Annotated in this window: 16 protein-coding genes and 3 pseudogenes; 10 read left to right on the top strand and 9 right to left on the bottom strand. The window is 71.8% G+C overall.

Going from position 1 to position 20,693, the window contains the following annotated elements:
* The first annotated feature begins 6 nt into the window (after positions 1-6).
* On the top strand, positions 7-981 hold the full coding sequence (locus ACZ56B_RS15980) for an ABC transporter ATP-binding protein (protein WP_468790228.1): 975 nt from the start codon (positions 7-9) through the stop codon (positions 979-981).
* On the top strand, positions 974-2,020 hold the full coding sequence (locus ACZ56B_RS15975) for an ABC transporter ATP-binding protein (RefSeq protein WP_468790226.1): 1,047 nt from the start codon (positions 974-976) through the stop codon (positions 2,018-2,020). Before ACZ56B_RS15980 ends, ACZ56B_RS15975 begins: the two co-directional genes overlap by 8 nt.
* 65 nt (positions 2,021-2,085) lie before the next feature.
* Here the strand turns inward: ACZ56B_RS15975 and ACZ56B_RS15970 are convergent, their stop codons facing one another.
* The 4 genes and pseudogenes from ACZ56B_RS15970 to ACZ56B_RS15955 form a co-directional block, all read right to left on the bottom strand.
* A complete protein-coding gene (locus ACZ56B_RS15970) occupies positions 2,086-2,358 on the bottom strand; it encodes an HAD family hydrolase (RefSeq protein WP_468790224.1) in 273 nt (90 codons plus the stop codon).
* Between the two features lie 98 nt (positions 2,359-2,456).
* A pseudogene (locus tag ACZ56B_RS15965) lies at positions 2,457-2,778 on the bottom strand (IS630 family transposase); the annotation flags it as partial.
* 92 nt (positions 2,779-2,870) lie between these two features.
* A complete protein-coding gene (locus ACZ56B_RS15960) occupies positions 2,871-3,362 on the bottom strand; it encodes a hypothetical protein (protein WP_468790222.1) in 492 nt (163 codons plus the stop codon).
* Positions 3,349-7,044 carry a hypothetical protein gene (locus ACZ56B_RS15955; RefSeq protein ID WP_468790220.1) on the bottom strand — a complete coding sequence of 1,232 codons (3,696 nt, stop codon included), beginning with the start codon at positions 7,042-7,044 and terminating at the stop codon, positions 3,349-3,351. The genes ACZ56B_RS15960 and ACZ56B_RS15955 overlap by 14 nt, the downstream gene beginning before the upstream one ends.
* Before the next feature lie 1,328 nt (positions 7,045-8,372).
* Between ACZ56B_RS15955 and ACZ56B_RS15950 the strand changes: the two genes are divergently transcribed.
* Entirely contained in the window at positions 8,373-8,702 is a 330-nt protein-coding gene (locus ACZ56B_RS15950; RefSeq protein ID WP_468790217.1) for a hypothetical protein, read from the top strand.
* Positions 8,703-8,792: 90 nt separating this feature from the next.
* Here the strand turns inward: ACZ56B_RS15950 and ACZ56B_RS15945 are convergent.
* Positions 8,793-9,539 (bottom strand): annotated as a pseudogene (locus tag ACZ56B_RS15945) (transposase); the annotation flags it as partial.
* 273 nt (positions 9,540-9,812) lie between these two features.
* The gene (locus ACZ56B_RS15940; protein ID WP_468790215.1) at positions 9,813-11,948 is read right to left on the bottom strand and encodes a S9 family peptidase; all 2,136 of its coding nucleotides are present in this window, start codon (positions 11,946-11,948) and stop codon (positions 9,813-9,815) included.
* 191 nt (positions 11,949-12,139) lie between these two features.
* Here ACZ56B_RS15940 and ACZ56B_RS15935 point away from each other — a divergent pair, with 191 nt between their 5' ends.
* Together ACZ56B_RS15935 and ACZ56B_RS15930 are read left to right on the top strand one after the other, a co-directional pair.
* On the top strand, positions 12,140-12,334 hold the full coding sequence (locus tag ACZ56B_RS15935; RefSeq protein ID WP_468790214.1) for a hypothetical protein: 195 nt from the start codon (positions 12,140-12,142) through the stop codon (positions 12,332-12,334).
* A gap of 154 nt (positions 12,335-12,488) precedes the next feature.
* Positions 12,489-12,983 carry a hypothetical protein gene (locus ACZ56B_RS15930; protein ID WP_468790212.1) on the top strand — a complete coding sequence of 165 codons (495 nt, stop codon included), beginning with the start codon at positions 12,489-12,491 and terminating at the stop codon, positions 12,981-12,983.
* 31 nt (positions 12,984-13,014) lie between these two features.
* Here ACZ56B_RS15930 and ACZ56B_RS15925 read toward each other — a convergent pair whose 3' ends face one another.
* The 3 genes from ACZ56B_RS15925 to ACZ56B_RS15915 all read right to left on the bottom strand — a co-directional run bounded on the left by ACZ56B_RS15925 (position 13,015) and on the right by ACZ56B_RS15915 (position 16,079).
* Positions 13,015-14,898 carry a hypothetical protein gene (locus ACZ56B_RS15925; RefSeq protein WP_468790210.1) on the bottom strand — a complete coding sequence of 628 codons (1,884 nt, stop codon included), beginning with the start codon at positions 14,896-14,898 and terminating at the stop codon, positions 13,015-13,017.
* 90 nt (positions 14,899-14,988) lie between these two features.
* Positions 14,989-15,198, bottom strand: coding sequence for a DUF397 domain-containing protein (locus ACZ56B_RS15920; RefSeq protein WP_468790208.1), 210 nt, complete (start codon positions 15,196-15,198; stop codon positions 14,989-14,991).
* On the bottom strand, positions 15,195-16,079 hold the full coding sequence (locus ACZ56B_RS15915; protein WP_468790206.1) for a helix-turn-helix domain-containing protein: 885 nt from the start codon (positions 16,077-16,079) through the stop codon (positions 15,195-15,197). Before ACZ56B_RS15915 ends, ACZ56B_RS15920 begins: the two co-directional genes overlap by 4 nt.
* A gap of 154 nt (positions 16,080-16,233) precedes the next feature.
* Between ACZ56B_RS15915 and ACZ56B_RS15910 the strand changes: the two genes are divergently transcribed.
* The 5 genes and pseudogenes from ACZ56B_RS15910 to ACZ56B_RS15890 all read left to right on the top strand — a co-directional run bounded on the left by ACZ56B_RS15910 (position 16,234) and on the right by ACZ56B_RS15890 (position 20,585).
* Positions 16,234-16,701 (top strand): ATP-binding protein, encoded by a 468-nt coding sequence (locus ACZ56B_RS15910; protein WP_468790204.1) that lies wholly within the window; start codon positions 16,234-16,236, stop codon positions 16,699-16,701.
* Between the two features lie 17 nt (positions 16,702-16,718).
* Positions 16,719-16,871 (top strand): annotated as a pseudogene (locus ACZ56B_RS15905) (Uma2 family endonuclease); the annotation flags it as partial.
* Between the two features lie 9 nt (positions 16,872-16,880).
* Entirely contained in the window at positions 16,881-17,780 is a 900-nt protein-coding gene (mshB, locus tag ACZ56B_RS15900; RefSeq protein ID WP_468790202.1) for an N-acetyl-1-D-myo-inositol-2-amino-2-deoxy-alpha-D-glucopyranoside deacetylase, read from the top strand.
* A complete protein-coding gene (locus ACZ56B_RS15895) occupies positions 17,777-18,190 on the top strand; it encodes a DUF6113 family protein (RefSeq protein WP_468790201.1) in 414 nt (137 codons plus the stop codon). The genes mshB and ACZ56B_RS15895 overlap by 4 nt, the downstream gene beginning before the upstream one ends.
* Before the next feature lie 193 nt (positions 18,191-18,383).
* Positions 18,384-20,585: a hypothetical protein gene (locus tag ACZ56B_RS15890; RefSeq protein ID WP_468790200.1), complete on the top strand. Its 2,202-nt coding sequence runs from the start codon at positions 18,384-18,386 to the stop codon at positions 20,583-20,585.
* The last annotated feature ends 108 nt before the right edge of the window (positions 20,586-20,693 follow it).

Here is a 20,693-nt window from a genome sequence, read left to right as displayed (position 1 = left end):
GCCGCCGTGCTGCTCGAAGTGCGCGACCTGCACGTGGAGTTCCGCACCCGGGACGGGGTCGCGAAGGCCGTCGACGGGGTCGGCTACGCGGTGGACGCGGGCGAGACGCTGGCCGTGCTCGGCGAGTCCGGCTCCGGCAAGTCGGTGACCGCGCAGGCGGTCATGGGGATCCTCGACACCCCGCCCGGCCGGATCACCGGCGGCGAGGTCCTCTTCCGGGGCCGGGACCTGCTGCGGCTCAGGGAGGCCGAGCGCCGCAGGGTCCGCGGCGCCGAGATGGCGATGGTCTTCCAGGACGCGCTGTCGTCGCTCAACCCCGTGCTCACCGTCGGCGACCAGCTCGGCGAGATGTTCACCGTGCACCGGGGCATGTCGAGGAAGGACGCGCGGGCGAAGGCGGTCGAGCTGATGGACCGGGTGCGCATCCCCGCCGCCCGGGAGCGGGTGGGGCAGTACCCGCACCAGTTCTCCGGCGGCATGCGCCAGCGCATCATGATCGCGATGGCGCTGGCCCTGGAACCGGCCCTGATCATCGCCGACGAACCCACCACGGCCCTCGACGTGACCGTCCAGGCGCAGGTCATGGACCTGCTCGCGGAACTGCGGCGCGAGTACCGGATGGGCCTGGTCCTCATCACCCACGACCTGGGCGTGGTCGCCGACGTCGCCGACCGCACCGCCGTGATGTACGCGGGCCGGATCGTCGAGTCGGCGCCGGTGCGCGGCCTCTACCGGGCGCCCGCCCACCCCTACACCCGCGGCCTGCTGGACTCCGTCCCGCGCCTGGACCTCAAGGGCCGGGAACTCCACGCCGTCAAGGGCCTGCCGCCCAGCCTCACCGCCGTCCCGCCCGGCTGCGCCTTCCACCCCCGCTGCCCGCTGGCCCGCGACGTGTGCCGCACCGACGCGCCGCCGCTGTACGAGGTCTCCCCGACGCGGGCGAGCGCCTGCCACTTCTGGCGGGAGTGCCTGGATGGCTGAGCCGATCCTCCGGGTCGAGGGCCTGGTCAAGCACTACCCGCTGACCCGGGGCGCGCTGTTCGGGAGGCGGGTCGGCGCGGTGCGGGCGGTCGACGGCGTCGACTTCGCGCTCGGCCGGGGGGAGACCCTGGGCATCGTGGGCGAGTCCGGCTGCGGCAAGTCCACGGTCGCGAGGATGCTGGTCGGCCTGGAGCGGCCGACGGCCGGTGCGATCCGGTACCGGGGCGAGGACGTCACCCGGCTGTCGGGGCGGGCGCTGAAGGCGGTCCGCCGCAACATCCAGATGGTGTTCCAGGACCCCTACACCTCGCTCAACCCCCGCATGACGGTGGGCGACATCGTCGGGGAGCCCTTCGAGATCCACCCCGAGGCGGCGCCCAGGGGCGACCGGCGCAAGCGGGTCCGGGAGCTGCTGGACGTCGTCGGACTCGACCCGGAGTACGTCCACCGGTACCCGCACCAGTTCTCCGGCGGCCAGCGCCAGCGCATCGGCATCGCCCGCGGCCTGGCCCTCAACCCCGAGATCATCGTCGCCGACGAGCCGGTCTCCGCGCTGGACGTGTCCGTCCAGGCGCAGGTCGTCAACCTGATGGGCCGGCTGCAGGAGGAGTTCGGGCTCTCCTACGTCTTCATCGCGCACGACCTGTCGGTCGTGCGGCACCTCTCCGACCGGGTCGGCGTGATGTACCTCGGGCGGATCGTGGAGACCGGCACGGACACCGAGATCTACGACCACCCCACGCACCCCTACACCCAGGCGCTGCTCTCCGCCGTGCCCGTCCCCGACCCCGAGGCCCGGGAGCGCCGCGAGCGGATCGTCCTCACCGGCGACGTCCCGTCCCCGGCGGACGTCCCCTCCGGCTGCCGCTTCCGCACCCGCTGCTGGAAGGCCCGGGACAAGTGCGCCGAGGAGGTCCCGCCGCTGGCGGTGCCCGAGCGCTTCAAGGGCTCGGACAGCCCGGCGGCCCACGCCTCGGCCTGCCACTTCGCGGAGGAGCGGACGGTGGTGCCGCGAGAACCCCGCGGGGAGCCGGCATAAACCCCGCGAGGGGTCCGGCGCAGCCGCGCACGCCGCGCCGGTTCGCCTTGAAGAGGCTTCTCACTTCAAGGGCTGGTCAAAAGTCCTCTTGCGGCCAGCATGCCTCGCACTTCGGCCAAAGAGGCAGCGCGCACGTGTGCCTGCCAAAGAGACGCTTCCGTATGTGTGGTTGTCAAACCGATGACAGTGCAGCCGGCCGCCACAACCGCGCTTACGCCCGCCGGCGCGTCCTCAACGACCAGGCACGCAGCGGGGACTATGCCGAGCCGAGCGGCAGCCAGGGAGAAACAGTCCGGCGCGGGCTTCGCGTTTTCCACATCGCTGCCGTAGACCTGCACCGCAGGGAGGGGCAGGCACAAGGGGTGGCGTCATTTCTCATGAAGATTCCCGCCTCTGGGCAAGAGCGCCTGCCTTCCGAACCCATCGAGAAAAGCTGTCACTGGAAGCCAATGAGGGCATCGGGCCGGTACCGAAGACGTTCAAGTCGGTTGCGGGCGAGGTCCTGGAACTGGTTGAGGGCGACCACGGCGAGATTGGTCAGGCTGCGCTTGACGTGCACCCGTACCGCCTGGACGGGGATGAGGTCGGGCGAACGGGCGGGCGGCAGGACCACCGTCAGCCATGCACGCTCGGCCGGCAAATTCACACACGGCGTGGGAGGCACGGGTGTTCAGGCGGTACCACACCAACACGATCGGCGCTCTGACGAGCTGGTGGGCACCGTCGATCAGCGCGATGAAGTCGTGCTCGCCCATGTTGGGAGCATGCCCTTGCGCGCGGGGTAGGCGCATTCCTCGTACGCCGGCGGGCCGCACCTCCGCAACGAAGGTACGGCCCGCCGGCGGCTGGGTCAGCCGAGGGACTCGGCAGCCGTGCGCCGGATACGTTTGGTGCGGCCCGAGGTGGCCAGAGTGCGCAGGACTGTGGCGTCGGCCTCAGCCGCAGCCCGGAGCTGAAGCCAGTCACTCCAGTCGTCGAGCAACTCGGGAACGCGGTCCGAGGAGATCACTCCGGAACGGAGGTTTTCCAGCGTTTCCAGCTCCCGTGCCCGGCGTTCGCTGAACGCGCGGACCTCAGGTGCGAGTTGCCGTACCCAGGTGTCCCGCTCGGCCCGAGGCAGCCGTTCCAGGACCTGGCCCACGACACCCGAGGCGAGCGCACCGTCCGGTTCGGCGGCGACCGCGGCCAGCAGGGCAGGCCGAGCCGCGTCGGAGGTGAGCGCGGCCCGGTACAGCTCCCAGCGGGCGTGCCCGTCGGAGGCGTTGGTCAGAGACCTGCCGAGGTGCTCCTCCAATTGCCGCAGGGCGGCCTGCAACTCGGGAGACGGCTCAGCATCCGCCATTTGCCTTGAACCTTTCCATGGCGACTCGGATGTTCTCCCTGATGGTACGGAGGTTGCTGTCCACCACGGCCTTCTGGAGCCGGGACAGCTCCCCGTCACCCGCGAGCGGCTTGCCGTTCTGGCCGATCCGTACTTCCTTGCCCTTGCCCTTGACGTGTGCGTGCGGTGGGGCGTGGTCGTTGGAGTAGATCTGGATGGTGACGCCACCCTCGTTCACGATAGTGCCCACGCCCGGGTACTCGGAGGTCATGGCGGCATGAGCCATGGCGGATCCGGCCGGAGAGGCGAACGAGATGGTGCGCACTGCAGCGGACGTGGGCTTCACCGGGCAAGCACGGCCCTTGCCCTGCTTGGCGTCGTCGATGATCTTGCGGAATGTGTTCAGGGTCCGCTTGGCCTTGACGGAACTCTCCAGGAAACCGCCGATGCCACCGGCCACCCGGACGACCGCCTTACCGACCGACACCGCCTTCGTAACGGGGACGGCCTTCACCAGGGTCCACAGGCAGCTTTCGATGTCGAACTCACCGAAGCAGCGCTCCAGGTCGCGGTAGCCGATCTCCTCCAGCAGGATCTCGCCGCCGTTCTCCTTAAGCCAGTCGATGACCCCCTTGCCGACCAGTGCTTTTGCAGCACGGAATTCCGCGACGCACTCCTCGCCGCACTCCCGACGCAGCAGTTCCTCCTCGCCGGCGGTGAGATCCATTCCGGCGTCGGAACCATTGGCCTCAAGGCGTGCCTTGACGGCCTGCCGCTCACGCTCGCGCTCCTCGGCCTCGGCCCGATCGGCGGCCTTGTCGGCCGCCGTGGCGTCCTCGACGGCGCGAGTCGCCGCGGTCTCGGCCGCTGTGGCGTCCTCCTCCGCCTTTGTGGCGGTCGCCCGGGCGCTGCCCGCGTCCTTCTCCGCCGCCGTGGCGTTGGCCCGGGCGCCGACCGCGTCACGCTCGGCGTCGGTAGCCTCCCGGTCAGCCGCGGTGGCCTTCGACTCGGCCTCGTTCGCCGCAAAGGACGCGTACATGGCGTCGGTGCCGGCCTCCGCGTCGTACTTCTGGGCGCTGGTGTCGGCCTTCCTCGCCGCCTCGGCGGCCTTCGCGGCTTCCGCGGCGGATGTACGGGCGGTTGCGGCGGACTGCAATGCCTTGGCTGCGTCCGCGGCGGCTGCCGACGCCGCTTGTGCGGCGATCTTGGCGTCACCTGCGGCCTTGTCCGCGAGTGCCTTGGCCGTAGCTGCGGCCTTGACCGCTTCGTCGGCCTTGGCCTTCGCGGCGGCGGCCTGCTGCTCGGCCATCGTTTTGGAGATCTGCCCCACCAGCACCGCAAAGGCGGCGGAGGTGTCGGTCTCCCTGTACGGTCCACCGACGGTGATGGCCTCGTTGGCGGCGACGGTCACAGACTTCGCCGCGTCCCGGGCACCGGCGGCGGCCTGGCCGGCTGCGTACGCGAAGCCGGCGGTCTTTGCGGCCCACGCCGCTGTCTGGGCGGCCTCGGCTTTTGCAGCGGCCGCCTCCTGGCGCGCCTTGATGACGGCGGCCTGGGCTTTCTTCGCCTCGGCCTCCGCATTACGGGCGCTGGTCTTCGCCGCGGCGGCAGCGTCGATAGCCTCTGCGGCGGCAGCGTGTGCGGTGGCCGCAGCAGCGCTCGTGGTCAGGTAGGCCGACCATGCGGCATCGGCCGCGGCACGGGAACGCGACGCCGCCGCGTCCGCGCGAGTGGCCGCGGCGCGGGCATTCACCGCAGCGGTGGACGCCTCGTTGGCGGCGGTCCGGGCCCGGCCGGCGGCGCTGGTGGCTTCGCTGGCCGCAGCGCGGGCAACGGTCGCCGCCTGTCGTGCCTCGCCCGCGCTGCTGGTGCCCTCGGCCGCAGCAGCGGCGGCTTCGAGAGCCGAGGCACGGGAGGTCTTCGCGTCCTTGTCCCGTTCGGCAGCCTCGGCTTTAGAGCGGGCGAGGGCGGCTCGAGCTTCGGCTGCCTCGGCTGCCTCACGCTTCTCAGCAGCGGTTGTGCCCGCTGCTTCGGCGGAACTGCGAGCCAGCCCAGCTGCGTCACGCTCTGTCTGGGCACGTTGCGCTGCAGCTGCGGCCTTTTTCCGCTCTGCGGTGGCATGAGCGTGCTCACGGGCTGCATTGGCCTTTTCAGCCTCGGCAATGGCGCGCTGTCTCTTCGCCTCTGCGGCGCCGATTTTAGCGGTCTGTACCGCCGCCTCGGCGGTCGCCTGCGCTTTCTTCGCCTTGGTGGCGTTGGTGGCGGCTTCCTTGGCCTGAGCGTCGGCAGCCGTGGCGGCGGCCTTCGCCTGGGCGGCCGCCTCCTGCGCCGCGACCCGGCGGAACTCGGCATTGGTGGCATGCGCCTGGGTCTTGGCCAACGCCAGCAGCGCTTGCGAGTCAGCCACGGTGGCTTTCGCTGCGTTCGACGCGGTCAGTGTGGCTTTCGCCGCAGCCTGCGTGGCCGCGTACGAGGCCTTCGCTACCTGCACCGACTGCTGCGCGTACAGCAGGCCCCGGCCTCGGGGCAGTTTCGCGGCGTCGGCGATGTCCCATGCCTTCTGCTGTGCTGCACCCGCGCTGTCGGCGGCTGCCTTGGCCCGCGCGACTGCGACGTCGGCCGTGGTCACCTGTTTGGCCGCCGCCGCCTTTGCCGCGTTCAGGTCGGCCGTCGCCTTGGTGAAGGTGGCCTTGCTGGGGTAGTCGTCGGCGTTTTTGCGGGCAGTCCAGTACTTCTGCCAGTACAGGATCTGGTCCGCGAGCCATGCCTGCCGGATCGCTTCGATCATCGCCTCGGTGGCGACCCGTGTCTCTTTCGACGCGGCGGATTCGGCGGTGAGGATCTGCTTGCGCTGTTCGGCCTGGCTGGAGTACTCGGTCTCCCACTCCGTATAGGCCTGCAGGAGGGGGCCGGTCAGCACCCGGTAGTGGTCGATGGGGTTGTCGCTGTCACAGGCTGCCCAGGCCATCTTCAGAGCTTCGACCTCGGTGCGGAACTCCAGAGAATCCGGCTCGGGAGCCTTGGTGGCGAAACCACCGAAGCGCAGGAAGGTCGCGACGTCATTGGCTGAAGGCTGACCTAGAGCGCTCGTGTTGAACAGTTCGCGCCCCGCGACATCCTTGTACGCGGCAGCCCAATCATCATCCCCGGTGTCGAATGTGTCGAATATCTGTCGGGCCTTGTCCACAGCAGCTTGCCCGGGGTGCGGGGTCGGACTGTCTTTCGCCTTGTTGTACAGCTCCTGCTGGGTCCCGAGGGTGAAGGCGATGATGTCCTCACCGAACTCTGGAGCCCAGTAATCCCTGCCATTGAATGAATTCACCGCACGGTAGGGGCTGTTGCTGTCGTTCAATTTGTTTTGACGGCTTCGGAAGGCCTGCAGAGCGGTGATGCCCGCGTCGTTGTCACGCCCGGCGGCCTGTCCCCATTCGCCAAGGAGTGCATCCGGCCTTACGAATTCGCGCAGGCCGGCATCCGTACCGGTGAGCTTCGCCGCCGCGACCGACTTCAGTTCGGGGCCACCGAAGTGCACGGCCTGCCCTGCCTGACAGCGGTCCTTGCGAGCCTGCGCGCCCAGACTGATGCGCAGGGTGCGCTCATAGGGATTGGTGGGGTTGTCCCCAGGTTCATCAGCCGCAGCAGGAGTTGCGGTGACAAGTCCTCCGAGTAACGTCGCCGCGGTAGCGAGTGCGGTAACTGTCAAGCCGCAACGAACGGATCCTCTTCTTAATCTTCTGCGTACCGTACGCACGCCATGCCTCTCTGTGGATGGTCAGTCCGTCCATGTGGGAAAGGCATGCCTGCGATACGGCATGGTGCAGCATCACCAGGCCGTCCGTTGATAATCCGGCTGACCTGTTGTATGGGAAAAGCCAGGAAAGATACCAAGGGTAGAAGTCCTTGGCGCAGGAAACCCCCGTCTTCGCGTGTGGTCAGCACGCGCCTCATGCCCCCCTTCCCACGGGGACACGGCCATGATCACAGCCGAAAGATTCTGCGAGAACACAGAATTCAGCCTTATGCTCGATGTTTTCGGCCGTGTTGCATGCTCCCGCAAACCGTCCTGTGCTTTAACACGCCAGTCGCGGCGCCACACGGTCTCAGATTTTCGGCCAGGTAATGGCTGGCCATCTGGAACTGTCTGGGGATGTGCGTCCGTGGGCGGAATAAGTGTTTTCGGCTGGTTGAGAAACCAAGCGCACTTTGAACCTTGCCCGGTACGGCCCGGTGCTGTGACGGGAGCCGTCGATATCGTCTGCGACCACGCCGGACGATGACGGCATCTCGCCTGGTTGCCCGCGTCCGTACGGACCTCCGCAACCAAGGGGTATCGCTGTTCGGTGAAGATGATCCCGCTGCCCTGTAGTGAGCATGGAGGACACCCCCAACTCACCGCTTGAGTAGCGGGTGTTTCCCTACTCCTGTCGGCGGGCACCGGCCCGACGCTCGACGGGCCGGCGCCACCTCGACGAGCAGAAGTCAGTGAGCCTTTTCAGCGTGGCCACCGATCGGGTGACGGGGCTGTCGGCGGGGCGGGCCGCAACGCATGAGGCCCCCGTAACTGTTGAGGGAGTGATCGAAGCCTCATGCCCTGGTCGAGTGGGTCACGATGCTCATCGTCACCGTGAGGGTGAGTGCCGCTGCGAGCTCTCGCCGCACCTCCTTGCCCACATCGCCGCGGCCTTCGGGATGTTTGCGGCCACCAGGGAACCGCCTCTTGCGGGGGAAACGCGTCAAACCTGTGTACCAATCTGGTGCCGATGCCCAGATTGCCGAGGTGACGCGGGTGTCCACACAGGATGATCACCTTGCTCTGCACGTTTACTTGGCTTCTGACTGCACTTCGGGGACCTCTTGTACCGCTTCACTCGCCGCACTGGCAGTGCTCTGACTGCCGTCGCGCTGATTACCGGCATGGCATCCGCTTGTTCCGACTCGCCTACGGCGTCCAAGGCTTCGCAGTCCGAGAAGGCGGCGAGCTCCGCCGCAGCTCCCACAGCTCAGCCGCCCTCCCAGTCCGGCAGGGAGCAGTTGGACAAGGAAGCTCGCGACTTGCTCAACATGACGGATCGCCTGGAGTCGGATGAGGCGGGCTTGGTCTCGGCCGGTTCCCTCGCGGTGCCCGGAGAGAACCTGGACGAGACCATCAAGTCGGGCACGGCCCTGCGGGTGGAGGTGGCGTGCGCAGGGGAGGGCACGGTCGCCTCAGGCGCCGCTAAGACAGCTAAGCGCGTCGACTGCACGCAGCCGATGACGAACGGGTTCGACTTCACCACAGCCGGGCCGAGTCTCGCGATCCAGGCGGACTCACCCGAGGAAGATAGGGTAGGCACCGCCTACATAATGGGCCGCATCTCCTGATTTGCCCCGGCTGACAGCCCTGGTCGCCCTGGTTTCGGATGCGGAGCACGTCCCGCAGCGCGCCGGCCAGGTCACGCAGGCCATTTGGGGCCGCGAGCGCTCCAGGGTGAGGATGGCCTTGGCGATTGACGTCATGCGGTTCGGGCTGCATCGCGATCTTCGGAAGATTCGCCAGGACTTGAGTCGTGCCATGCCGCGTTCGACGGATGCTCGGGAGGCGGCGAGGGCCTGGTTGATCGTCTGCTGGGTCGGGGTCAGTTGCCTGCCGGGCGATCGTTTGCGTCCGGTGGTGCCCCAGGGGCCGGCGCCCGTATAGGCACGGTCGGCCAGGATGGGGACGCCCTGGCGTTCGCAGGTCCGGATGATGCGGTGGGTGCGGGCCGCGGTCAGGTCGTGACACCGGCCAGGCGAGGCAGGGGAGATCCGCAGCACCTGGCCGGTCGGGTCGGTCACGACCTGCACATTCACACCGTGGCGGCGGTGCTTGTGCGAGTAGTCGGCCTGCCCGTCGCCCACCCGGTCGCACTCCGCGAGCGTCCCGTCGAGCAAAACGTACTCCGGGTCGGTCTCGCGCAGGGCCTTCAGCAGGCCCGGTGATCGGTCGGCCAGGAGGTCGATGACCGCGGTGGTGTAGGCGTGGGCGGTGCCGACCGATGTGCCGAAGCCCGCGGCGATCTGGGCCAGGGTGTCGTGCTTGCGCAGGTACACCAGAGCGACCAGCGCACGCTGGTGCGGCGGAAGCTTGCAGCGGCGGTCACCCTCGCGGGTGACGATGAGCATGGTGACCCACTCGACCGGAGCGTGTGGCAGGTCGAGTGCGGCAGGATAGGGAGCCAACGAGGCACCTGCGCTGATGAGTTGAGACTTCGAACATCTCCCTCAACGGCACGGGTGCCTCGTGCGTTGCGGCCTCCCCGCCGTCACCCGATCGGTGGCCACCCTGAAAAGACTCAGTAATGGACACGCAACTTCACGGAAGCAGCTCCGACACGCGCACGGGTGAGACTGGACGGCGTACGGCCCGTGCGGGTGCCGTGGGCGGGCCGGGACGCGCCATGTCGTCCCGGTCCGCCGCCCCGCCCGGCCGCGCCCGGTGCTGCTCGGCCCTGCTCAGCTCTGTTCGGCGGCCCCGAGCCCCAGGGAGCGCCGGAGGAAGTCGAGCTGGAGGCGGAGCAGGTTCTCGGCGACCTCCTCCTGCGGGGTCATGTGGGTGACGCCGGACAGGGGCAGCACCTCGTGCGGCCGCCCGGCCGCCAGCAGCGCCGAGGACAGGCGCAGCGAGTGGGCGACCACCACGTTGTCGTCCGCCAGCCCGTGGATGATCATCATGGGGCGGTGCGGTGCGGCGGCGTCGACCAGGCCCGCGTCGTCGATCAGCGAGTTGCGGCGGTAGACCTCCGGCTGCTCCTCGGGGTGGCCGAGGTAGCGCTCCTGGTAGTGGGTGTCGTACAGGCGCAGGTCGGTGACCGGGGCGCCCACCACCGCCGCGTGGAAGACGTCCGGGCGGCGCAGCACCGCGAGGGCCGCCAGGTAGCCGCCGAAGGACCAGCCCCGGACGGCGACGCGGCCCAGGTCGAGCGGGAAGTCGCCGGCGAGCGCCCGGAGCGCGTCGACCTGGTCCTGGAGCACGGTCGCGGCCAGGTCGTCCCTGACGGCCTTCTCCCAGGCGGGGGAGCGGCCGGGGGTGCCGCGGCCGTCGGCGACGACCACCGCGAAGCCCTGGTCGGCGAACCACTGCGAGGTCAGGTGCGGGTCGTGGGCGGCGAGCACCCGCTGCCCGTGCGGACCGCCGTAGGGGTCCATGAGGACCGGCAGGGGGGTGTCACCGGCGTAGTCCCGAGGCATAAGCACGGCGCACGGAATTCGGCGTGCGCCCCCCTGGGTCAGGGTCACCCGCGGGGACATACCGGGGTCTTCGGCGTACGAGGGGACAGCCACCGGCGCTTTCCCGTCACGCAGGATCCGCACCCGCGAACCTGGCCGGTCCAGGGTCGCGGAGACCAGCACGGTCACACCGCCGCCGCGCACCGCCGTGTGGACGCCGGGCTCCTGCGAGAGGCGCTCCACACCCAGTTCGTTCACCCGGTGGACGTGCACCTCGCCGGTCTCCGGCCCGGCCGCCTCCTCGCCCGCGGACGCGGAGACCAGCACGTCGTCGGGCGAGACGTCCAGCACCGCGCGCAGGTGCAACTGCGGTCCGGTCAACGGTCGTTCCCCGACCACCAGCCGTCGCGCGCCCCCCTCGTCGGCGATCCGCACGAGCTGTCCGGAGGGGCTCCAGCACGGCACCCCGGGGAAAAGTTCCAGCCAATCCGGATCTTCGTCGGCGTGCACCATCCGGGTCGCCCCGGAGTCCGGGTCCACGGCCAGGATCACCTGGCTGCGCTGGTCGCGCGCCTGGACGAGCAGCAGCGGGGCACCCGCCGCTGACCAGTGCACTCGCGCCAGGTAGGGGTAGCGCACCCGGTCCCAGGAGACCTCCGTGCGCGCCCCGTCCAGACCGATCACGAGCAGCCTCACGTCGGCGTTCGCGGTGCCCGCCGCCGGGTAGGGGACGCGGCTCGGCTCGCGCTCCGGGCGGGCGGGATCGCAGATCCACCACCGCTCCACCGGCGTGTCGTCCACCCGCGCCACCAGCAGCCGGTCCGACTCCGGGGCCCACCAGAAGCCCCGCGAACGGCCCATCTCCTCGGCCGCGACGAACTCCGCCAGGCCGTAGGTGACGCCCTCCCCCTCGGGGGCCGCGAGCGCGCGGTCGTCCGCACCCCCGGCCGCCACGACCCGCAGCGCGCCCCGGGCGACGTAGGCGACGTGACGCCCGTCGGGCGACGGCCGGGGGTCGATCACCGGCCCCGGCACGGGCAGTTCACGCGCCGTCCCGGCCCGCAGCTCGGCCGTGAAAAGCCGTCCTGACAAGGCGAAAGACGCCAACTCCACGGCCGCGTCGGTGGCGTAGCCGACGATGCCGGCACCCCCCTCGCGGCTGCGCTCGCGCCGGGCCCGCTCCTCCGCGGAGAGGTGCTCGCGGGCCCCGCCCAGGAGGGTGCGCGGGTCGGCCGCCACGCGCTCCCCGCCCTCCTGCGGGTCGAGGACCCACAGGGAGTTCGTCCGGTCCGTACCGGAACCGGAACGCAGGAACACCACCCGTGAGCCGTCGGGCGCCACGGTGAACGAACGCGGCGCGCCGAGCGTGAAGCGCTGGGTGCGGGCGTGCCGTCGGGGGAAGGAGTCAGCCTCGGTCGTCATGCCATGACCATATTGGCCGTGCGCCCCCTTGTGCGGCTGTGCGCCGACCGATGCGCACGTACGGATAGTTATGATCGTTAGCACATAGTGGGTATGAACCTGCTGGCTCGTGCGCGCAACCTAGTCGGATCTACCTGCCCCCATATTCCTACCCCCCCCCCGCGTCCTGGGATCTTTGGAGGTGAACCGCCGTGGCACTCTCGATTTCGGCGGTGGTGCTGCTGGCGATCATCGTCTTCCTGCTGATCAAGAAGTCGGGACTGAAGACCGGGCACGCGGTCGTCTGCATGCTGCTCGGCTTCTACCTGGCCTCGTCGACGGTGGCGCCCACGATCAGCGAGGTCACCTCGAACATCGCGGGCATGATCGGCAGCATCAAGTTCTGAGCATCGCGTCTTCCGGCCGGGGCCCGAGGGAAGTCCCGGGCCCCGGCCGGAGTCCACGTCCCGTCCGTCCCGTCGTCCGGGTTCCCCGGACCGGGCTCCGCATGCCCGGCGGGTCCGGGACGGACGCGGGCCGGGGGAGGACGGGGGCGGCGGGGTGAAGGAAGCCGGGGGGCTCGCCGTCGGGGCGGCCCTGACCGCGTGGCTGCTGTGGAACGTGTGGAACCTCCTCCACCTCGTCTTCGGCCCGCGCGACGGCACGTGGCGCCGCCCGGTGTGGTGGGTGCGCGTCTGCTCCGTCTCGCTCTTCGCCGGCCTCGCCTCCTGGGTCTGGGGAGCGTTCCAAGGGGGCCTGGACGTCGGCGAGGCCTGCGCGCTGGCCCACCAGCCGTACGACGAGGACTACCGGCGGGCCCACCCCGAGGAGTTCGACCGGCTCTTCCCCCTGAGCAACAAGTGCAACGCGCACTACGACATGGTTCCGGCCTGGGTCAACCCCACCGTCGTGGGCTGCGCCGTCGTCTTCCTGGCCGCCGTCGTCGTCCTCCTGTGGTTCGCCGTCGCCCGCCTCACCGGCTCGGGGGGAGTGCGGCGGCCCTTCCGCGGGGACGCGGCCCGCCCGCCGCGGGGCACGGCCCCGGGCGGGACCTGAGGGCCGGTCACCGCCCCGCCGCCACCCGGCCTCAGAGCAGGAGCAGCACCGCCGCGCCCCACAGCACCGACAGGGCCACCAGCGGCGGCCCGACCGGCATGCCCTGCTGCCCCGCCGGCGCCTCCTCCAGCGGCCGCAGCTCCGGGCGGAGCAGCAGCGCCCGCACCTCGTCGGCGACGCGCTCCGCACCCGGCTCGCGGCCCAGGCGCCGCTCCAGCCACGCCCAGCCGGTGGGGGAGAGCTCGACGGCGGAGTCCTCGGCCCGGCCGACGCGGATGCCGTCCTCGGAGTGGTGCACGGACGTGATCACGTCCCACGGGACCCGCCGCACCCGCCACGCCCCGGTCACCCACAGCCCGTCGCGGTCGGCGGTGATCCGCCAGGTGAGCGCCGTCGCCACGGCCGTCACCAGCCACGGCAGGCCCACGGCCAGCCACGCCCAGGTCCACGACGGCCCGTCGTCGAGCGCGGCCCAGATGCCGCCGCCCTGCACCAGCAACAGGCCGAGGCCCACCGCGCGCGAGAAGCCGTGCGCCGTCCACACCCGCGGGCCCGCCGCGGGCGTCATGCCGGCGGCGATCTCCTCGACGGACCGCCGCGGGTTCTTGCTCCCACGGCGCCGCGGCCCGCCCTCCACCAGCTTCGGGACGGCCGGCTTCACCGCGCTGACGCTGCACTCCACCGACACCTCGGGGTCGTCCGCGTCGTCGCGCGCGACGAAGGCGACTTCGGCGCCGGCGTAGGGGACGCCGTACAGGACGGCCTCCCGCAGCGGCGGGGCGGGGTCCCTGCCCCGGAGGATCTCCTTGATCTTGCCGAGTTCCGCGGCGGCCGCGAGGTCGTCGTCCTCCTCCCCGCCCTCGTCCGCGTCTTCTTCGTCCTCGTCCTCGAAGGCGTACAGCGAGTGGAAGTGCAGGACCGGCCGCAGGCCCTCCCGGTCGTCGGCCGCGAACACCCAGGTGCGGCCGTCCTCGTGGTCCTCGCGCACCAGCACGTGCAGCACCGGCAGCGGCCCGCGCCGCAGCCGCCCCGAACGCACCCGCCCGTCCACGCCGTTCACGAGGAACGCCAGCCCCGCGACGGAGCCGCCCAGCACCAGCAGCTCCCAGCCGAAGGCGTCGTACGGCTCCGCGACCAGCGCCGCCCAGTCGCCGTCCACCACGATGTCGACCCGGCTGCCCTCGGGGAAGTCCTCGGGGAAGAGCGTCTCGATGCGGTGGGTGCGCCCGTCGGCCTCCACCGTGAGGACGTCGGCGTCGTCGTCCTGCTCCAGGGCCGTGACCCGCCCGGACAGGTGGGCGGCGCCCGCGGCCCGCTCCTCGTACGCGTCGGCGACCTGCCGGGCCTGCCAGGCACCGAACCCGGCGACGGCCAGCAGCAGCGCGGCCAGGACGAAGGAGAGCCGGCCCCGGCGGAACGTCCGCGCGGCGGCGGGCAGCGGCTGCGCGGCCGGCCCGGCCGCCTCCAGGGCCAGCGACCGCTGCCGCCCGGCGGCGGCCGACCGGTGGACGAGCCCGGCGGCGGTGAACCCGGCGGCCCCGAGGAACGCGAGCGCGGACGGCCGGCCGGACATCGCCACGACGTCGCCCTCCGCGACGAGCGCCGCCGACACGGCCACGAGCCCCGCGAGCGCGAGCCGGGGCTGCCGCCACACCCAGTACAGGGTCAGCACCATCACGACGGCCACCCCGAGGCCCGGCCAGTCGGTGCCGCACGGGTTGGTGGACGTGCAGGGGGCGACGGGGCCCGCCGCCACCTCCCACACCGTCGAGACGACCAGCGCCAGGAGCGCCCACAGCGGGTGCGCCCACCGGGCGGGCACGGCGGCGAGCCAGCGCTGGACGTCGGGAGTCCGCCAGTCGGCGGTGCCGGGCGGTATGTGTTCGGCGGGCAACGGCACGGGATGTCTGGACACCCGCGCATTATGCGCGTGCGCGACGCCCGGCCGGTTCACACCGGTTCAGCGGTCACGGTCTCCCGGGGAGGTGCGGCCGGGGAGGCCGGATCAGCCCCCGACCGCGTACGGCACGAAGTCGGCCCAGGCGGTGGGGGCGAAGGCCAGTCGGGGACCTTCGACGTTCTTCGAGTCACGGACATGGACAGTGTCGGACTCGGTGGCGATTTCGACGCAGGAGTCGGTCTCCGCGCCGCTGCTGTAGCTGCTCTTGAACCACGCCAGGTCGGAGGCGTCCTCGGACGAGGTCTTGCGGATCATGTCTCCCCCAGCAATTGCTCGATGAAAGCGGCTGATTCACGTGGTGTGAGGGCCTGCGCCCGGATGATGCCATACCGCAGTTCCAGGATACGGAGCTGCCTCGGATCGTTAACCGGTCGGCCGTTGGCGACGCCAGGGGAGCGGCCTACTGCCGTTCCGTCCTCGAACTTCAGCACTTCGATCCCTCCATCCACACCAGCGTGCTCCTCGCGGTCCATCGGCATCACCTGAATCTCGACGTTCGGCAACTGCCCAACTTCAAGCAGGTGCTCAAGCTGCTGACGTACCACTGACGTTCCACCGAGTCGCCGCCGGAGCGTCCACTCGTCCTGGATGAAGCTGAGTTCGGGCGCCGAGTCTCGCTCGAAGACGGCCTTGCGGGCCATGCGAGCAGACACACCTCGTTCGACTTCCTCCTCGGCGTATCGGGGCCGCCGCATTCGGAAGAGGGCTTGCGCATGGTCTGGCGTCTGCAAGAGTCCGTGGATGTTCACGGGATCGTAGAGCTGAAGCTCAACCGCCCGCGCCTCCATCTGCGCGAGGTCCCGCACCTTTTTCGGGTACCGGACCTTCCTCACGTCCTCCTTCATCGCCGCGACGAGCCCCCCGGCGTCCAGCACCTCGTCCGCCGTGTCCAGGTACTCGGGCCGGGGGATCCGCTTGCCGGTCTCGATCTTGTAGACGAGGTCCTCGCCGTACCCGACCGCCGCCGCGAACTCACCGACCCGCATCCCGGCCGCCTCCCGGCGGAGCCTCAACTGCCGTCCCACGGTGGCCACCACGGCGAGCGCCCAGTCGTCGTCCGGGTCCACCTCCCAGCCCGGCTCGTCCGTCTGGTCCGTCCCGGTCCTGACCCGCACCGCCTCGCCGTTCACCGACATGCGCGCCCCTCCGTAGTGCCGTGCCGTGTTGTCGCACCCCGCCCGCAGGAGCCGCACCGACAGTCCGGACAGCGCTGGACAAGCGATGGACGGTAGCTCTACGTAGCGGGGCAATCACCTCACACGGTACGTCCGGTCGGCCACGCTGAGTGACGTGAATCAGGAAATCGCCGAGACCAGGACCCGACCCGACGGCAGGGTCCGCAACTTCAGCATGCTGCTGTCGTCCACCCCGCGCGGTGCCCGCCTCGCCCGTCTGCTCGCGGTGGACGCGCTGCGGAACTGGGGACTTCCGGAGGAGACGGCGGGCCACGTCATCGCCGAGCTGGCGGCCAACGCGGCCACCCACGGCCGTGTCCCGGGCCGCAGCTTCCGCCTGACGCTCTACGTGGTCGGCGCCACGCTCCGCATCGAGGTCACCGACACGCGCGGCGACCGGCGCCCCGTGCTCCGGGAACCCGACGCCGGCGCCGAGTCGGGGCGCGGACTGCTCCTCGTGGACGCGCTCGCGGACCGCTGGGGAGTCGGCGAGGGGCGCTTCCCGCACAAGATCGTCTGGGCGGAGATCGACCTCACGCCACCGGAACCCGGCCCCTCGCGTTCCGGTGCCGCCGGCGACTGAGAGACAAAGAACGTCGCGGTGCCGTCTTCACCGACGTCCACACCACTCCGGACGGCCCCCGCTACGCGGTGCGCAAGAACTTCGTCCACGGCGAGGACGTCACCATCGGGGAGTGGACCATCTCCACGAGCGGCCTGCCGCGGTACGAGGGCGGGGGCGACGCCTCATAGGCTGATCCCATGACGGAACAGCCCGCCCCCGAACCCTCCGAGCAAGAGGGCCCCCCGGCCCGCTCCGCCCGGCGGCTGCTGCTGGTGCACGCCCACCCGGACGACGAGTCGATCAACAACGGCGCCACCATGGCCCGGTACGCCGCCGAGGGCGTCCACGTGACGCTGGTCACCTGCACCCTCGGTGAGCGCGGCGAGGTCATCCCGCCGGAGCTGGCCCACCTGAGCGGCCCCGCCCTCGGGCAGCACCGGCTCGGTGAGCTGAAGGCCGCGATGGGCGCGCTCGGGGTCGAGGACGTCCGGCTGCTCGGCGGCGCCGGGCGCTACGGCGACTCCGGGATGATGGGGCTGCCCGACAACGACGACCCCGGCTGCTTCTGGCAGGCCGACGTCGACCGGGCCGCCGGGCTGCTCGCCGAGGTGATCGGCGAGGTCCGGCCCCAGGTGCTCGTCACCTACGACGAGAACGGCGGCTACGGCCACCCCGACCACATCCAGGCCCACCGCGTCGCCATGCGCGCCGTCGAGCTGGCCGCCGGCGCGGGCTGGAGCGTCCCCAAGGTCTACTGGAACCGCGTCCCCCGCTCCGTCGCCGAGGAGGCCTTCGCGCGCCTCCGCGACGACCTGCCCGGCCTGCCCTTCGACAAGGCGGCCGGCGTCGGCGACGTACCCGGCGTCGTCGACGACGAGCGCGTCACCACCGCGATCGACGGCGGCGCCCACGCCGCCGCCAAGGCCGCCGCGATGCGCGCCCACGCCACCCAGATCACGGTGGCCGAGCCGTACTTCGTGCTCTCCAACGAGCTGGCGCAGCCCCTGTTCACGACCGAGTACTACGAGTTGGTGAACGCGGAGCGCCCCCGCGCACGGGAGGACGACCTGTTCGCCGGGATCGGTGAGGCGTCATGAGCGACCGGTCCCCGTCCCTGCTCACCCAGCCGCTGCGCCCGCCCTCCGCGGCACGGGTCGCCGCCTGCCTGGGACTGTTCCTGCTCGGTGCCGTGGTCGGGGCGGCCGGGGCGCTGGTGCAGCCCGCGTGGTTCCCGGGCGGGCTGCTGCTCGCGCTCGCGGGGGAGGCGGGGCTGTGCCTGGGCGCGGCGCGCGCCCTGCGCGGCCGGGCCGGGGCCGTCGCGGCGGCCGTCGGCTGGACGCTCGCCGTCCTCCTGCTCACCGTCAGCCGTCCGGAGGGCGACTTCCTGTTCGCCGCGGCCGCCGGTTCCTACCTCTTCCTGTTCGGCGGCATCGCCCTGGCTGTGATCTGCGCCATGCTCGCCCCCGGGCGGCAACCCGACGAAGGTCCCGTACGACTTGGCAAGTGACGTACCGCTCCGCCGTGTCACCGGTGTGCGGGTCCGGTGTGGGTTTCCCCGACGGTCCCGGGATGCGGGCCGGACGCGGCCAGTAAGGTGGTGCGCGCCGCCGAGCCTCCCCCGCACTCTCGGCTTCGCCCGAGCCGGGGGACCCCCACCGTGAGGTCGTGACGGGCGGCGGAGCCAACCGGGAGAACCTGCCTTGAGTCGTGAAACTGACACTCCGTCCTCCGGGCCCGACGGGCGCGGCGGAGCCGCCTACCTGTCGGGCACCCCGCCCTACGGGATCCCGGCGATTCCGGATGAGGGCACGGGCGCGGGCCGTCCGGCCGCGCGACCGGAGGACCGCAAGACCGAGACCACGCTGACGACCCGGATCCGGATCAACATCCCCGGGTCGCGGCCCATTCCGCCGGTCGTCGTGCGCAAGCCCGTCGCGGACACGGAGGGCGAGAAGACCGCCGAAGCCGACGCCGAGGCACCGGCGCCGTCCCCCGCCGCGCCCACGGGCGCGGCCGAGCCCGCCGCCGAACCCGACCGGTCCACCGGCCCCGACCGGCAGCCGGCCGAGGAGAAGCCGACCAGCGACTGGTTCGCCCCGCGCAAGTCGCCGACGGGCAAGGGCGGTCCGGGCGGCGGCTCCGCCAACGGGTCGGGCGTGCCGGGCGGTTCGGGCACCACCGCGGCTCCCGGTCCGGCGGCGGGCTCCGCGGCCGTCCCCGGCCCCGGCGCGCCCGGCGGCGCGCGGCCGGGCGGCGGACGTCCCGGTGGCGTGGTCGGCTCCATGGGCGCGCCGGGCGGCTCCCGGCCCGGCGGCACGAACGGTTCCGCGCCCGGGACCGGCCCCCGCCCCGGCGGCTCCGGACTCCCCGGCGCGACCGGCGGCCCCGTGGCCCCCGGGCACGGCGGCGGCACCGGCTCGTTCGACGTGACCGAGGCGCTGGCCGGCGGGTCCGCGGGCGGCGCGCGTCCGGGCCCGAACGGCGGGGGCGCACCGCGCCCCGACGACCTGGCGCGCTTCCCGGAGGGCGGGCCCGGCGGCCCGCGGCGCCCGGGCGGTCCGCAGCAGGGCCCGGCGGGCCCCACGACCGGCCCGGTCACCGGCGACGGCCCGATGGCCCCGCCCGCCGGCGGCGGCCCGGCCGGCCCCGGCCGTCCCGCTGCCGGCGGGCGGCCCCACCCGGGCGCGGCCTTCGACGAGCGGGGCCGTCCCGGCGCCCCCGGCGGCGGGCTCAGCGACGACACCGCGGTCCTCACCCCGCAGCAGCAGGTCCCCGGACCGGGCGCCCCGGGCTACGGCGTCCGCCGCGACAACGTCTCCGGGGACACCGTCACCAGCGGCATCCCGGTCGTGCCGCCGAGCGCGGACTTCACCGCCGGCGGCCCGCCGGGACAGACGCCCCCGAAGCGGCCCGGACCGGCCTCCCCGTCTCCGGCGGGCTCCGCCAAGCCGCCGAAGAAGAAGGGGCGCAACAAGCTCGTCCTGCTGGGCAGTGCGGTGGTCTTCCTCGCCGGCGTCGCCTACGGCGCCGGTCTGCTGATGAACCACTCCGACGTGCCCAAGGGCACCACCGTGCTCGGCGTCGACATCGGCGGCAGCACCCGCGACGAGGCCGTGAAGAAGCTCGACCGGGCCCTCGACGACCGGCTGGGCCAGCCGCTGAAGCTGTCGGTCGACGGCAAGACCGTCGAACTGGAGCCGGACAACGCGGGGCTGCAGCTCGACACCGACGCCACCGTCGGCGAGGCCGCCCAGAGCGACTACAACCCGGTCTCCGTGATCGGCTCCCTCTTCGGCAACCACCGCGTCGTCGAGCCGGTCGTGCCCGTGGACGAGGAGAAGCTGCACGCCGCCCTCGAGGACGCGGCCGGAGGCGCCGGCTCGGTGGTCGAGGGCTCGATCACGTTCCAGTCCGGCAAGGCCGTCCCCGTCTACCCCAAGGCGGGCCAGGGCATCGACGTGGACAAGGCGACCGAGGTGGTGGCGGAGGCGTACCGCACCCAGGTGGAGACCGGCGTGTCCACCCCGGTGGAGGTCCCGACGACCAGCCGGCAGCCCACGGTCTCCAAGGCCGAGGTCGACCGGATGATGAAGGAGTTCGCCGAGCCGGCGATGTCGGCCAACGTGGTCGTGCAGACCGACGCGGAGCACTCGGTCCCGATGAGCCCGCAGAACTCGCTGTGGAAGTTCCTCAGGGTGGAGGCCGTGGGCGGCAAGCTGGTCGACAAGCCCGACCTGACCGCCCTGAAGGAGCTCTACGGCCAGGCGTTCGACGGGGTGCTCATCACCCGGGGCAACGGCGAGAAGACGCCGGTCACCCCGCAGGACGTCTACGGCGCCCTCCGCCAGGCGCTGACGAGCACGGACGACCGGGTCGCGGTCATCGAGACCGACCCCAGCTGACGCGGGCCCGCACACAGGAGCGGGGGGGGGGGGGGGGGGGGGGGGGGGGGGGGGGGGGGGGGGGGGGGGGGGGGGGGGGGGGGGGGGGGGGGGGGGGGGGGGGGGGGG

The sequence above is a fragment of the Streptomyces sp. NPDC034670 genome, from assembly GCF_055574875.1.
This window is presented reverse-complemented; position numbering and strand designations above follow the sequence as displayed.